General features: G+C 68.1%; 11 protein-coding genes. 7 read left to right on the top strand and 4 right to left on the bottom strand.

Annotated elements, in window-relative coordinates:
• Window positions 1–71 precede the first annotated feature (71 nt).
• The 4 genes from AC1DMQ_RS17270 (at window position 72) to AC1DMQ_RS17285 (ending at window position 6835) form a co-directional block, all read left to right on the top strand.
• The gene (locus AC1DMQ_RS17270; RefSeq protein WP_477034786.1) at window positions 72–2420 is read left to right on the top strand and encodes a hypothetical protein; all 2349 of its coding nucleotides are present in this window, start codon (window positions 72–74) and stop codon (window positions 2418–2420) included.
• A gap of 20 nt (window positions 2421–2440) precedes the next feature.
• Entirely contained in the window at window positions 2441–3103 is a 663-nt protein-coding gene (locus AC1DMQ_RS17275; RefSeq protein ID WP_477034787.1) for a putative 2OG-Fe(II) oxygenase, read from the top strand.
• A 113-nt stretch (window positions 3104–3216) separates the two neighbouring features.
• On the top strand, window positions 3217–5523 hold the full coding sequence (locus AC1DMQ_RS17280) for a heparinase II/III domain-containing protein (protein ID WP_477034873.1): 2307 nt from the start codon (window positions 3217–3219) through the stop codon (window positions 5521–5523).
• Between the two features lie 202 nt (window positions 5524–5725).
• On the top strand, window positions 5726–6835 hold the full coding sequence (locus tag AC1DMQ_RS17285; protein WP_477034788.1) for a LacI family DNA-binding transcriptional regulator: 1110 nt from the start codon (window positions 5726–5728) through the stop codon (window positions 6833–6835).
• On the opposite strand, the gene AC1DMQ_RS17290 is transcribed toward AC1DMQ_RS17285, so the two are convergent.
• The 3 genes from AC1DMQ_RS17290 to AC1DMQ_RS17300 are packed head-to-tail and all read right to left on the bottom strand — an operon-like array spanning window position 6832 to window position 10232.
• Window positions 6832–7764: an ROK family protein gene (locus tag AC1DMQ_RS17290; RefSeq protein ID WP_477034789.1), complete on the bottom strand. Its 933-nt coding sequence runs from the start codon at window positions 7762–7764 to the stop codon at window positions 6832–6834. The genes AC1DMQ_RS17285 and AC1DMQ_RS17290 overlap by 4 nt on opposite strands.
• Window positions 7761–8972, bottom strand: coding sequence for a glycoside hydrolase family 88 protein (locus tag AC1DMQ_RS17295; protein ID WP_477034790.1), 1212 nt, complete (start codon window positions 8970–8972; stop codon window positions 7761–7763). Before AC1DMQ_RS17295 ends, AC1DMQ_RS17290 begins: the two co-directional genes overlap by 4 nt.
• 3 nt (window positions 8973–8975) lie before the next feature.
• The gene (locus AC1DMQ_RS17300) at window positions 8976–10232 is read right to left on the bottom strand and encodes an oligosaccharide MFS transporter (protein ID WP_477034791.1); all 1257 of its coding nucleotides are present in this window, start codon (window positions 10230–10232) and stop codon (window positions 8976–8978) included.
• A 358-nt stretch (window positions 10233–10590) separates the two neighbouring features.
• On the opposite strand from AC1DMQ_RS17300, the gene AC1DMQ_RS17305 reads away from it, so the two are divergent.
• Window positions 10591–12048, top strand: a complete 1458-nt coding sequence (locus AC1DMQ_RS17305; RefSeq protein WP_477034792.1) for a glycosyl hydrolase family 28 protein — start codon at window positions 10591–10593, stop codon at window positions 12046–12048.
• A 140-nt stretch (window positions 12049–12188) separates the two neighbouring features.
• Window positions 12189–12422: a GntR family transcriptional regulator gene (locus AC1DMQ_RS17310; RefSeq protein ID WP_477034793.1), complete on the top strand. Its 234-nt coding sequence runs from the start codon at window positions 12189–12191 to the stop codon at window positions 12420–12422.
• 7 nt (window positions 12423–12429) lie between these two features.
• Here the strand turns inward: AC1DMQ_RS17310 and AC1DMQ_RS17315 are convergent, their stop codons facing one another.
• On the bottom strand, window positions 12430–13128 hold the full coding sequence (locus tag AC1DMQ_RS17315; protein ID WP_477034794.1) for a FadR/GntR family transcriptional regulator: 699 nt from the start codon (window positions 13126–13128) through the stop codon (window positions 12430–12432).
• A 175-nt stretch (window positions 13129–13303) separates the two neighbouring features.
• Here AC1DMQ_RS17315 and AC1DMQ_RS17320 point away from each other — a divergent pair, with 175 nt between their 5' ends.
• Window positions 13304–14383: a LacI family DNA-binding transcriptional regulator gene (locus tag AC1DMQ_RS17320; RefSeq protein ID WP_477034874.1), complete on the top strand. Its 1080-nt coding sequence runs from the start codon at window positions 13304–13306 to the stop codon at window positions 14381–14383.
• Window positions 14384–14417 lie beyond the last annotated feature (34 nt).

Genomic DNA, 14417 nt, shown 5'->3' on the forward strand with positions numbered 1-14417 from the left:
GAGCGAGGGGGCGGGCGATCGCCCCCTCGCTTCCAACTGAATTCAGACCTTCGCCCAAAAAGGCCGCCCGCATGACCAGGCAGGGATTGATCGTCTCGACCGCCGTGTTGTTCTTCGCGTCGTCCGCCCATGCGGCCACGCCGCTGATCGACAAGATCGTGTTTGGCGACGTCGCGTCCGAGACCCGGCATGCCGTCGACGCCAAGGCTTCCGAGCGTGTCATGGGCGGTCTGGGCGCGCCGGCGCGACGTCTGCCGCCCGCGTCTCCAGGCGCCCGCTTCAGCGGGGATCTCACGTTCAAGCTCGCGGTCGATCCGGGCATCCAGAACTATGCTTCCGTCCGCCTCTGGGGCGGCGACGCCAACGACAACAAGCTGACCCTGTTCTGCGACGGCAAGCAGGTCGGCTACCGCCATCTGGGCGACGTCGAGATCCTCGACATCGGAACCCAGGCTCCGCCCTTCGCGGGACGCTTCACCTACCGCACGTTTCCGCTGCCCCTGACCCTGACCAAGGGGCGCGCGCAGCTGGATTGCGCCATCCGCGCCAGCGGTCCCTACGCGGTCTACACCAACCGGTTCGAAGCCTTCCAAAAGCCGATGGTCCAGCCGTCGCGGCCGATCTACGCGTTGTATGTCCACGCGGAGCCCTTCCTGGAGACGGACGAGGCCACGGGCCAGGCTCCGCCGATCGCGGCGGCGGGCCCTTCGGCGGGGTCCGAGATCCTGGAGAACCTGAAGACGCGGGTGAACCTGGAGATCGAGCGCAAGCTCTCCCAGCCGGGGCCGCTGGACGTGCTGGAGTCGCAGTTCATCGCCCGCGCCTACGGCCTGACCTGGACCCGGGCCTACAAGAACCCGCAAGTCGTGCGGAAGCTCGTCCAGAGCGGCGACGCCTATTTCGCCAAGTTCCTGGCCGATCCCAAGACGGTCTATGTCGACGCCTCGCGCACCAATCCGGCTTGGGAGGTGCTGGGCCCGTTCGGCAAGGCGCTGAAGCTGACCGCGGCCGATATCGCGCCCTATCTCGACGCTCCGATCCCGGCGGGGGAGGGCGCGTCGATCAGCCGTCGCGAGGCCTACGCCAGGATGCTGGATTTCGGGCTGACCTACGGCCTGACCCATCGGCGGCTCTACACCAACCAGTCGATGATCGTCGATCTGCAGGGCGTCTATTGGAGCAACGAGGGCCTGCGGGCGCTGGGCAGCGACAAGGCTCGCCCCGAGTCTCGGATGCGCGGCCTGCTGTACGAGTCGATGGGCCTGCAGCCCTGGACCGGCAGCCTCGACGACAAGGGCGCGCCGACCTATTCCAGCTCGGCGACCGACACGGGAAGCTTCCGGTCGGCTGACGACTACAAGCTCTTCACCAAGGCCGGGCTGTCCAAGGAGCTGGGCTTCGTCGGCAGCTATGGCGAGATCCTCGACTGGGCGACGGGCATCTATCTGGCGACCGCGCCGGGGCCCGGCGCCGAGGGCGATCCCGTGCTGCGCGCGCGGCTTCTGAAGATGGCTCGGGCGCGGACCTATTTCCGCTATCCGGGCATCGACGCCGAAGGTGCGCGCACCATGCTGCTGGAGGCGCCGATCGGCTGGCGCGACCCGGTCTATCCGGGCGTCACGACCTACGTGCAAAAGTCGGGCTGGGACAACACGCCGTTCTACACGGCCGTGGCCACCAAGGACCCGCAATTGATGGCGGTCGCGCGGCAGATGCTGGACGACGGCCAGTACTTCGCGGTGCTGCGCGATCGGCTCAAGGACAAGGGCCAACGCACGACGATCGGCCTGCTCGAAGCCTATGACGAGTGGCTGGCCGTGAAGGACTGGCCCAGGTCCGAGGTTCGGCTGCCGATGGCGCCTGGCCAGCCCGACGTGGTGTTCGCCGATCCCGAGGACGGGGTCGTGGCGGTCAAGAACGGCGACGAGATCCTCTACGCCGAGCTCTATTGGCGCGCCAATTGCGGGGTCAACCGCCTGGCCCGTTTCCATTACCAGACCCCGACCACGGACCGGATCGCCACGATCGCGTCGCGCGTGGACTTCACGCCCAGCGGCAAGCAGTGCGTGCGTCCGGCCTCGCCGCACTTCTCGGCCGGCGCGATTCCGCTCGTCGTCTATCCGGACGAAGCCCCGGCCGCCCTGGCGGGCGAGGTCCTGCCGGTGGCAAAGACGCCGCCTGAGGCGCGCTATCGCGATCAGGACAATCCCTATGCCGGGCGCGGCGACTATTACGAGGCCCGCTACGGCCCCTATCTGATCGCCATCAACGCCAGCGCCGAAAAGTCGGTGACGGTGGACTTGCCCAAGACGGACGGGGAGCGGATCGATCTGACGTCCAAGCGCAAGGTCGCGCCGGATGCAAAGGTCCTGACCCTGGCGCCCGGCCAGACGGCCGTGATCTACTCGCCCGGGCGATAGGCTCGACGACGGGAGCGGCGATGAGCAACCCCTACGATCTGCGGCTGGTCGCGCCGTTCAGCCCGACGATCATCAAGGCCACCATGCCGCCGAGCGTGGTCCATCGTCTGAACGCGCGCGTGGACGACATCGTCGCGCGGCGGGACGAGGTGGCCGCCCGCGACTGGTCCAAGCACCTGGCCGGGGTGGTCACCACGGAGATCCGGCTCACCGACGTGATCGGCGAGATGAGCGACCTGTCCGACTTCCTCTACGACGTGGCTCGCACCTACAGCTACCGCTGCGAAAACGCGCTCCTGCACTATGGCGACTACGAGCGGACCGAGGAGCTGGCGGACAAGAAGCTGGAGATCCAGATCAAGGAAGGCTGGGTCAACGACATGGTGGCCGGCGACTACAACCCGGCGCACTTCCATCAGGGATGTCTGTTCAGCAGCGTCGGCTTCCTGCGCGTTCCGCCGGACTACGAAGCCGAATTCCTGGCCGACAAGGCGCGGCAGAACACCGCCGGGTGCCTGCAGTTCATCGACAGCCGCAGCGCCGTGGGCGTGCGGAACCTGTTCACCGTCAAGCCGGTGGTGGGGGACTTCTACCTGTGGCCCTCCTGGATGTTGCACTGCGTCTATCCGTTCAAGAGTCCCGGGGTGCGCCGGAGCTTCGCGGTCAATCTGTCGCTGGTTTGAGGCGACGCCGCCGGCGCCTTGCGATCACCGATGATATCGATATCATGTCGCCAGCGCCGGATCGTCGGACCAGCGCGGCGCGTACAACGAGAACGACGGGGAGAAGGCGCTTGGTGCGTGGATTGATGCGGCGGGTTTCCTGCCTGGCCCTGGCGGCATGCTTGATCGGCGGAGCGGCCCAGGCCCAGACGCTGCGTTCGGGGCATCCGTACCTCTCGTTCAGCGACAAGAACGTGGCGCAGTTCAAGTCGCGCGTGGCCGAAGACGCCGACGCCAAGGCTGCCTGGACCCGCGCCCACGCCCAGGCCGACGAAGCCCTGACGCGCAAGCCCGCCAACGATCGCGAGCTCAACGCCGCACTGATGGACCTGTCCCTGGCCTATCGCATGACGGGCGAGCGTCGCTACGCCGACCGCGCCAAGGGCCTGCTCGACGTCTATGCGGCGCGGCCCAACTGGGTGACCGACAAGCCGCTTCTGGCCCGCTCGCCCGTCTGGAATTCCGACCTGGGCATGGGGACCAGCGCCTTCGTCTACGGCCAGACCTTCGATGCGATCCACGACACGCTCAGCCCGGCCGAGCGCCAGCGGCTGGCCCAGGCCCTGGTCAAGGGCGCCATCAAGCCAACCTTGAACGACTGGATCGACGGCGCCGAGCGGATCCACAGCCTCGACACCATGGGCCACAACTGGTTCAGCCACATCGTGTTCGGCGCGGGCGTCGCGGCCATCGCCGTCAAGACCGAGGAGCCCCAGGCCGACGCCTGGATCCGGCGCATCGACGAGGCCTCCGAGGAATGGGCCAACTACGACGGCAGCGCGATCGAGACCAAGCCCCAGCACTTCGGATCGAACGGCGCGTTCGTCGAAAGCATCAACTACGCCGACTTCGCCGTCGAAGGTTATCTGAAGTTCCGCCGCGCCTGGCTGGACGCCTTCACCGAAAAGCCCGCGCCGACGCCGCGCCTGGCGGGCGTCGCGGACCTGTTCATCCAGAACCTGTACCCGACCGGCGCGGGGGCGCTGTCGACCAACTTCGGTGACGGCAATCCCACGGCCAGCGGGGCCCATGCCATCGTCAACCTGTGGGCCAGCGGCGACCAGCAGCCGCGCTATCTCTGGTACCTCGACACGGTCAAAGCCAATCCGGGCCAGGACGTCTGGGACGAGCCCGAAAACATGGTGCAGTGGCCCGCCGTCAAGGCGCGGGTCGGCGCGGGGCGCGGGCCGGGGCTGGCGACCAGCTGGATCGACCGCGACCTGGGCTCGGCGACGATGCGCTCGTCCTGGGCGCCGGACGCGACGTTCCTGGCGGTGCGCTCGGGCTTCACTTGGAACCACAATCACGCCGACGCCGGCAGCTTCATCCTGTGGCACAAGGGCAAGCAGCTGCTGATCGACTCTGGCAACGCCAGCTACGCCCGGCCCGAATACGACGGCTACTACCGTCAGAGCGTCGCCCACAACGTCGTGACGCTGGACGGCAAGGCCGAGCCCGCCAGCAACACCTATGACGGCTCGCACTTCCCGGGGCGGGTCGATCACCTGGTCGACGCCGGGGACCTGCGCTTCGTCTGGGCCGACGCCACGGGCCCCAACGCCAGCACGTTCGAGCGCAAGTACCGCAGCTTCCTTTGGGTCGGCGACACGATCCTGGTGATCGACGACCTCAAGGGCTGGCAGCCGGGCCAGTTCGAATGGCTGCTGCACTACGAGGGCGAGGCCAAGCGCCAGGGCCAGGTCATCACCGTCAAGAACGGCGAGGCCGAGGTCGCGGTGCGTCCGCTGTTCCCCGAGACCCTGCCCGACGCGGGCCTGCCCACCGACTATCCCGAGCTGCTGCGCCTGGCCGAGGGCAAGGGCTTGAAGGATCACGCCCCTGACGAGGCCCAGCCCTACCTGCGTCTGCAGGCGCCGGGCGTGACGGACCGCACCAAGTTCGTGGTCGCCCTGACGCCGAACGGCGGCGCCGCGCCCCGGATCGAGCGGGTCGAGACCAAGGACTACTTGCTGGTCAGGATCCGCCAGAAGGGCGAGGTGACCGAGGTCTATTTCAACCTCCTGGCCGACGGTCGCATCCGGCACCGCAACGCCAACGCCAGTCTCGGCGGCTGGGAGACCGACGCCTACATCCTGGCCCTGACCTATGCCGAGGGCGGCGACGCGGGAAAACCCAAGCGATGGTTCGTCGCCGACGGCAGCTATCTGCGGCGCGACGGCCGGGTCGAGCTGGATTCGCTGTCCAAGGCCTTCATCGTCAAGACGACGGGCGTGGGGGGCGTCCAGGCCAGCATCGAGGGCCAGCCGACCTATGCGATCCGCCTGGCCTGCGACGGCGCTCGATCGATCACGGTGGACGGGGCGGCCAAGGCCTGCGAGCGCGACGTCGCGCTGGCGCGCCGATCGACCGCGCCGCGTTGAGTCGCCCCAGGGGGTGGCGCAACGACCTTGCCAATCCCTTCCCAGGCTGAGAAGTTATCGATAACCGACGAGGGGGTTTCGAATCGGTTGGCGGTCTCGCGCCGCCGATCCTTCGACGCGCGGGACAGCCAAATCGACACGACAGCGCGATGCGGCCGAACCTTGCCGCGAACTGTCGTCCACAACGCTCAGGGAGCCGGGCTTGGCGAAGGGCAAAGACACCATCGAACCGCCCCAGCCGCCGGATACGGGACGGGCGGTGACCATTCACGACGTGGCGCGCTACGCCGGCGTCGCATCGATGACCGTTTCCCGCGTCGTCAACGGCAACAGCTATGTCAGCGACGCCATGCGCGAGCGCGTGCAGGCGGCGATCAAGGCCCTGAACTATTCGCCCAACCTTTCGGCCCGCAACACCCGCGCCGGCAGCGCCGGGCCGCGCATCGGCGTGCTCTACAGCAACCCCAGCGCCTCGTATCTCAGCGAGGTGATGCTGGGCGGCATCGAGCAGAGCTCCAAGCTCGGCACCCAGCTGGTGCTGGAACGCTCGACCGGCCTGGCCAGCCAGAAGGCGGCCGTTCGGCGGCTGCTGGACCAGGGGGTGGACGGCGTCATCCTGCCGCCCCCGCTGTGCGACTCCCGCCCGACCATCAACATGCTGCACGCCGCCGGGGTGAAGGTCCTGGCCCTGGCCACGGCCCGCCCCATGCATGACGTCTCGTCGGTGCGCATCGACGACTACCAGGGCGCCCTGGCCATGACCCGCCACCTGATCGAGTTGGGGCATTCCAAGATCGGCTTCATCAAGGGCGATCCGCAGCACACCCCGACCCAGCTTCGCTACGAGGGCTTCGTCGACGCCATGACGGCCGCGTCGCTGCCCATCGATCCGGACTGGGTGGTGCAGGGCCAGTTCACCTATCGCTCGGGCCTGGCCGCGGCCGAACTGCTGCTGAGCCCGCAAGAGCGGCCGACCGCCATCTTCGCCAGCAACGACGACATGGCCGCCGCCGCCCTGGCGGTGGCCCACGGGCTGCAGATCGCCGTGCCCGAGGCGCTGACCGTGGTCGGCTTCGACGACACGCCGATCGCCAGCACCGTCTGGCCCGAGCTGACGACCATCCACCAGCCGATCAGCGCCATGGGCCGGGCCGCGGTGTCCCTGATCGTCGACGAGATCAAGGCCGAGCGGGCTGGGGGGGCGCCGCCGCCGACCCACCATCTGATGAAGTTCACCCTGGTCAAGCGAGGCTCGTCGGGCCCGGCGCCGACCAAGGCCGCCCCGCGCCGCCGACCCGCGCGGACGCCTTAGGCGCTCGCCCGCAAGGCGGCGGAGGCGTCGGAAACATCGTTCCAGAGACGGGCGGCGCCGCGTACGCCCGAAGCGTCGCCCCAACGGGCCGGCGCGATCCTGGCCGACCAGCGGTCCGAGAAAACCCGGGGGGCGATCAGGCCCGGCAGGCGTTCATAGATCTCGCCGACATTGGACAGGCCGCCGCCCAGCACCAGCACGTCGGGATCGACGATATTGGCCAGGACGGCGATGGCGCGGCCCAGCCGGTCGAGATAGCGGTCGAAGGCCTGGACGGCGGCCGGCTCGCCCTGGCGGAAGCGGGCGATGATCGCCTCGCCCGTGGCCTGAACGCCGGTGGCGGCGGCGAAGTCCTGCTGCAGGCCGGTCCCCGAGACCCACATCTCCAGGCAGCCGCGCTGACCGCACCAGCATTGCGGGCCGGGGTTCTCCTCCGGCACCGGCCAGGGCAGGGGGATGTGGCCCCACTCGCCGGCGATGCCGTTTGGGCCTTCGACCAGGCGGCCGTCGACGGCCAGGCCGCCGCCGCACCCGGTGCCCAGGATGATGGCGAAGGCGACGCGCGCGCCGGCGGCCGCCCCGTCGACGGCCTCGGACAGCGCCAGGCAGTTGGCGTCGTTGGCCAGGCGCACCTGGCGGCCCAGGGCGGCGGTCAGGTCCTCGCGGAAGGTGCGGCCGTTCAGATAGACCGAATTGGAATTGCGCATCACGCCCGTGCTCGGCGAGATCGAGCCGGGCGAGCCGACGCCGATCGTGCCGCGCCCGCCGGCCTGCTGTTCGACCTGGGCGACCAGATCGCGGACCGTCTCGATCGCCGCGTCATAGGCGCCGGGATTGGGCGCGCGCACGCGGGCCAGATAGTTGCCTTGTGCGTCCAGGGCGGCGGCCTCGACCTTGGTGCCGCCAAAATCAATACCGACCTGAATCACCAGTAGGGCTCCCACGGGCGGGTCAGCCGCACCAAAGCTTCGAGGAAGAAGTAGTCGCCCCAGATGCAGGCCTCATCGACGCCGACGCGATTGGGCATGTGGTAGACCGCATGGGCCAGCACGCCCGTGCCCGCCGCGCCCGGCGGCAGCATGTAGCGTGCGCCAAGAGTCTCGACGGTGGCCAGGGCGGCGCCCTCATAGGCGGCGCGATCGGGATCGGTCAGGGGCAGCCCCCGGGCCAGCTCCAGCAGGCCGCAGGCGGCGATGGCGGCGGCAGAGCTGTCGCGCTCATGCGGCGGTCCGGTGAACACCAGGTCCCAGCAGCAGATCCAATCGGGCGGCAGGCGGTTCAGATAGTAGTTGGCCAGGCGGGCGCTGAGGTCGAGCAACGACGGATCGGCCTTGTAGCGATGGACCAGCGGAAATCCGCTGATCCCCCAGGCCTGGCCGCGCGCCCAGCACGAGCTGTCGCTGAAGCCCTGGTGGGTCTTGCCCATCCTCGGCGCGCCGGTCACCGGGTCCATGAAGAAGGTGTGGAAGGTCGAGCTGTCGGGTCGCACGATGTAGCGGGCGGCCTGGCTGATATGGCTGTCGGCCGCGTCGGCGAAACTACTATCGCCGGTCACCTGGCTGGCCCAGTAGAGCAGGGGCAGGTTGAGGTTGCAGTCGATGATCATCCGCCCCGCCTGGTCGGGATCGCTCAGATCGCCCCAGGCCTGGATGATGCCGGCTTGCGGCAGGTAGCGCGCCAGCAGCAGGCGGGCGGCCTCGAGGGCGGCGTCGCGTGCGTCCAGATCGCCGGTCAGCTTGTAGGCCGCCACGCAGGACAGCGAATAGAGAAAGCCTAGGTCGTGATGGTCGACGTTGATCCGGTGATCGACGCGGTCCTTGAAGCTTCGCACCTGCCGCTCGGCGGCCTGCCGATAGCGCGCCTCGCCGCTGACCTCGTAGGCCAGCCACAGCATGCCGGTCCAGAAGCCGTTGGTCCATTCGACGTTGTCGATGGCGGGATAGACCCCGGCGACGCTCGACGGGGCGGGGAAGGCGTCGGTGAACACCGCCAGGTTGGCGTCGATGCGCGCGAGGACGGCCGCCAGTATGGCGTCCAGGGTCGCGCGGTCGGCGTTGCGGCCTTGCAGGGCGTTGCGCCGGGCTAGCGGCTCGCGGGCCGGATCGCCGGCGGTCGAAATGGAGGAAGCTTGGGACATGAACTAGTCGACCTTGGCTAGATCGGCGTCGGGGAGGGCGGTCTTGAGCACCCTGTCGGCGTTGCGGGGCTGGCCGGGCGTCGGCGACAGGGTGAACAGCGAGGCGGCCCAGAACAGCGCGGCGCCCACGGCAATCAGCAGGTAGGTGTGGGGGAAGCCGATCAGGTCGTAGGACTTGCCCACGATCGGCGACAGCACGGCCAGGCCCAGGGAGTGTCCGAAGCTGACGCCGACCAGGTAGAGCGTCGAGGCCAGCCGGGTCTCGAAGTGGGCGGCGATGTAGCGGAAGATCGAAACGGCGAGGATGGGCAGCTCCAGCGAGTGCAGCATCTTCATCGCCGAGATCGCCACCGGCCCTTCGACCAGGCCCGAACCGGCGATGCGGAAGATCATGATCGCGGCCGCCAGCAGAAGGCCGTTCTTGGCGCCCGTGCGGTTGACGATGAACGGGGCCACGAACAGCATCCCGGCCTCGACGAAGATCTGTGCCGAGTTCAGATAGCCGAACATCGCCGCGCCGTGCTTGGGGTCGGCGAACTGCGAAGCGTAGTAGGCCGGGAACTGCTGGTCGAAGACCAGGTAGAGGTTCGTCACGCCCAGGATGAGGACCATGAAGCCCCAGAACTTGGGGAGCTTCAGAATCGCCAGGGCGTCCAGCGGCTTGAGGCTTTCCGAGCGGGTCTGCTCCTCGACGCTGGCCTCGACCCGGGTCATGGCCAGGATCGGCAGCAGCAGCAGGCCCGCCAGCGAGGCCAGCGAGAAGTTGATCAGCGGATCGATGTTGTAGAGCCGGCCCGAGAAGAACGCGGCGAAGGCGAAGCCCAGCGAGCCCCAGAGCCGCGCGCGGCTGTACTCGAACCCGTCCTTGCGGCCGACGCGGTCGACGTAGGATTCCAGGGCGTAGCTGCCGGCGATGAAGGTGACGCCCAGATAGAGCCCGCCCAGGGCCGCGCCCGCCAGAAGGTTGATCTTGAGCAACGGACCGTAGACGAAGGCGAAAAAGACGCCCGATAGCGTCACCATGCCGGCGATGACCCACAGGATGGTCTTCTTGAAGCCGACCTTGTCCGACAGGAAGCCGTAGATCGGCTGGGAGGCCATGGCGAAGATGAAATTGGCCGAGAACACCACGCCGGTCTGGACGCCGCTCAGGCCCAGAGTGCGCTTGAGCCACAGGGCCAGCAGGGAGATGCTCATCGCCTGGGCGAAAAAGTAGAGAAAGAGGAAGGCGCTCAGCAGCGCGTAGTTCTTCTTTTTCATGGCTTAAGCGACTCCTCCCCCCGATTGACGCCAGCCGGCGGCGCGGCTCTGCAGCCGCTCGGGTGAATCTGTGATAATCGAAACAGATATCGATACCAACCGAAATCCGCGATCCACGCTCACGCGGGAAAAGGCTTGCACGCCAGGAATGATATCGATATCACTTTTGGCGGGCCTGCATGGCTCCTTCCTGCGAATTCTCGGATCAATTCCTCCCTATTCCGAGGCGGGGCGCCAGGCACGGCCGGCGCCCCGATCTTTTCCGAACCGGCGGATCAGGCCCCGTTGAACGCGCTTGGAGGAGGCCGACACAACGATATCAAGATGACGGCGCTTCAGCCGTCCCAGGGAGCGAAGCATGCGCGAACACAGTGTTTCCCGGTCGACGGCCAAGGTGCTCGCCGCGTCCCTGGTCCTGGGCCTGTCGAGCGTCGCCGCCGCGCAGAGCGACACCGACAAGAGCGTGGCCGTCCAGGCTGATCCCGACCTGCAGATCTTCGCCACGCCGCCGGCCAAGCTGGTCTACGCCCTGCACAATGACGACTTCACCGTGCGGGTGAGACGTCCGGGCGGCCCCTGGCGCGATCTCTATGAGTACAATGTCAAGCTCGATCAGGACCGCCCGCGCGACGCCGCGGTCGTCCAGTTCGATTTCCGCGGCGCCGTCGAGGTGGCCGTCCAGAAGAACAACGGCGACTTCAGCCGGGTCGAGGTCCGCCCCAAGCAGAACGCGATCAAGACCACGGTGAAGGGCGGCGTCGTCTACTTCACTCTCGACAAGCCTCAGAACCTTTCGGTGGAGTTCGACGGCGACACCCTGAGCAACCTGCATATCCTGGCCGGAGAGCCCATCGCGCCGCCGGCTCCCGGCCCCGACGTCGTGGTCTATGGCCCCGGCCTGCACGTTCCGCCCGAGGGCGCGAAGTTCTTCCCGACCGCCTCGAACCAGACGATCTACATCGCCGGCGGGGCGGTGATGCAGGGCACGTTCGCGCCCACCAAGGTCGAGAATCTCAAGATCATCGGCCACGGGATCATCAACGAGCAGGCCGATCAGCTGGTCGTGCACGACTCCACGAACGTCACGGTTCAGGGCCTGCTTTTCCTCAATTCCGCGCACGGCACGATCGCGTGCAGCTCCTCCAGCCATGTGCGGTTCAGCGACATCAAGACGTTCAGCAAGGGGGCGTGGTCGGACGGGATCAACATCTTCGCCTGCCAGGACGTCGACATCGATCGCGCATTCATCCGCACCTCGGACGACAGCGTCGCTGTCTATGCCACGCGCAAGAACGGCGTCGGCGATACGCGCCGCATCCGGGTCAGCCATTCGATCTTCTGGCCCGACGTCGCGCACGCCATGTTCGTGGGCCTGCACGGCGACAGCGCCAAGCCCAACACCCTCGAGGACATCGTCTTCGACGACATCGACGTCCTGTCCCTCGACGAGGACGATCCCGAATATCAGGGCGCGATGGCCATCAGCGCCGGCGACACCAACACCGTGCGCAATGTCACCTTCAGCAACATCCGGGTCGATCACGTCGAAGAGGGCAAGCTGATCAATCTGCGCGTGGTGTATAACGCCAAGTACGGCACGAGCCCGGGTCTGCTGATCGACGGCGTCCACTTCAAGAACGTCAGTTATTCGGGATCGGGCTGGGCCGCGCCCTCGATCATCGCCGGCTACGCCCCGGATCGGCCCGTGCGCAACGTGACCTTCGACAACGTCACGATCGCGGGCCGCAAGCTGACGGGGCCGAAGCCCGAAGTCCTTGAGATCGGGCCCCATGTGAGCGGGTTGTCGTTCAAATAGACCGGCCGGATGAAGCCAGGGCGGCGCGAGCGGCGCCCGCGAATCCCGGTTCGTCGCCGAAGGCCGCGCCGCTCTACCTGCAGCTGGCCGACCTGCTGGAGGCGGCCGTCCTCGACGCGCCGGAGCGCGGCGTTCGTCGATTGCGCCTCCCGCCCGAGCGGCAGCTCGCCGCGATGTTCGGCGTGTCCCGCATCACCGTCCGGGCGGCCCTGGACGCCCTGGCGCTTCGGTTGCCGCTGCGCAGGCGCGTCGGCGCGGGCGTCTTTGTCGAGCCTTCGGCCGTGGCCGTCGCACCTTGGTCGATGGTGCGCTTGGCGCCCCAGGCCATTGCCCGTCCCTCACGCTCGCCGGGCGGCCAAGCCGCCGAGGCATAGCGCGCGTTCAGCCGGTGACGAGCTCCAGGGCCAGCCGCGCCGCCAGATCGCGGTCGCGAGCCTCGATGGCGTCGACCAGGCGTTCTCTGCGGGCGTGATCCTCGCCCCTCGCGTCCAGGCCGGCGGCGTCCTGGAGCACGCCCGACAGCGACGCCATCAGATCGTTGCCCGACGCTCGGACCAGAAGCCGCTGAAAGTCCGCGGCGGCTTTGCGTTGCAGCCGGCGCGATCCGCCGACGCTTTGCGCCAGCTCCAGACAACGGCGCATTTCGGCGATCTGGGCCGCGTCCGCGCGCGACGCCGCCAGTCCCGCCGCGGTCGGCGCCACGAGCTGCAGGAGTTCGATCAGCTGGCGCTGGAAGTGCGGTTCGGGACCGTCATCGGTTTTCCAGGCCAGGACGGACGGATCCAGGAGGTTCCAGCAACTGGGGTCCTGAACCCACGTCCCGACCCGCGCGCGGGACGAGACCAATCCCTTGGCCGCCAGGGTCTTGAGCACCTCACGCAAGACGGTCCGGGACACCCCGAAGCGTTCGAGAAGCGTGGCTTCCGAGGGCAGGGCCTGGCCGGGCGCATGGACTCCGGAAAGGATTTCGCCGCCCAGGGCCCGGGCGATGTCGTCCTGGGTGACCGATCCGCGACGCGCCCAGGCGCGGGCGGGGCCAACGCGCGGACTCGCCGGGGTGACGGCGTGCTGGATATCCATGGCTGTCCTCGCGTCCTGTCTCGCCCATCGAGGCGTGGGCGGTTTCGACGTCATTCTAGGGCTGTTATGTTATCGATATCAACAACGTTGACCCTGGGCCGTCGACGGGGAGCCGGCGTCGGGGCGGCCGGCCCGGCGATTTAGCCTAGTCGGCGACGGGCAAATCTTGGCTAGAATGGTCCCCGACAACCGCGCGTGCGAACGCGGTTCATGGGAGATCCTCTTGAGCGGACAACGACGACCCAGCGTGACCCTTCACGACGTTGCCAAGCACGCTGGCGTGTCCTCGATGACGGTCTCGCGCGTGATCAACGACTATGCGTTCATCAGCGAGACCGCGCGCGCCAAGGTGCGCAAATCGATCGCCGAACTGGGCTATCGACCCAATGCGGTGGCGCGCGCCACGCGGACGGGCGTGGTCCAGGTCGGGGTGCTGTATTCCAATCCCAATTCGTCGAACCTCAGCGCCTATCTGATGGGGGCCTTTCGCAAGGCCGGCGAGATCGGCTGCCAGCTGCTTATCGAGCCCACGGCCGCGCATCCGTCCTCGGCCAGGGCGGTGGCCAAGCTGATCGACGCGGGCGTCGGCGCCGTCGTGCTGCCCCCGCCGCTCTGCGACGACGCCAAGATTCTCAAGCTATTGGCCGCGGCCGGCGTCGAGCCCGTCAGCTTCGCCTCCGCCAAGCCGCTGCCGGGCGTCGCCTCTGTCGCGATCGACGATTTCGAGGGGGCGGCGATGATGACCCGCCATCTGATCGAACTGGGCCATGTCGACATCGCCTTCGTGCGGGGCGATCCGCTGCACTCGACCTCCCTGCGGCGCGAGGAGGGCTTTCGGGCGACGATGGCGCAGGCGGGCCTGGCTGTGCCGGACGCCTATGTCGTCGACGGCGAGTTCACCTATCGCTCGGGCCTGGCGGCCGCCAGCCAGGTGCTGGGCCTGCGGCGGCGGCCGTCGGCGATCTTCGCCAGCAACGACGACATGGCCGCCGCCGTCAGCGCCGTCGCTCACGGCATGGGCATCGCCGTCCCGACCGAGCTGAGCATCGCCGGCTTCGACGACACGCCAGTCGCGTCCACGATCTGGCCGCAGCTGACGACCATCCATCAGCCGATCGCCGACATGGCCGCCACCGCCGTGGAGCTGGCCGCCGGCCTGGCGCGGCGCGACGCCGATGACGATCAGGCCCTCAAGCACGTCCTGGCCGAGCTGACCCTGGTCGTCCGGCAATCGACCGCGGCGCCGGCCGGCTGACGCCCGTCGTCTCGGACGAGATTGGCGTCGTCGC

The sequence above is a fragment of the Caulobacter sp. 05L422 genome (genome assembly GCF_056397765.1).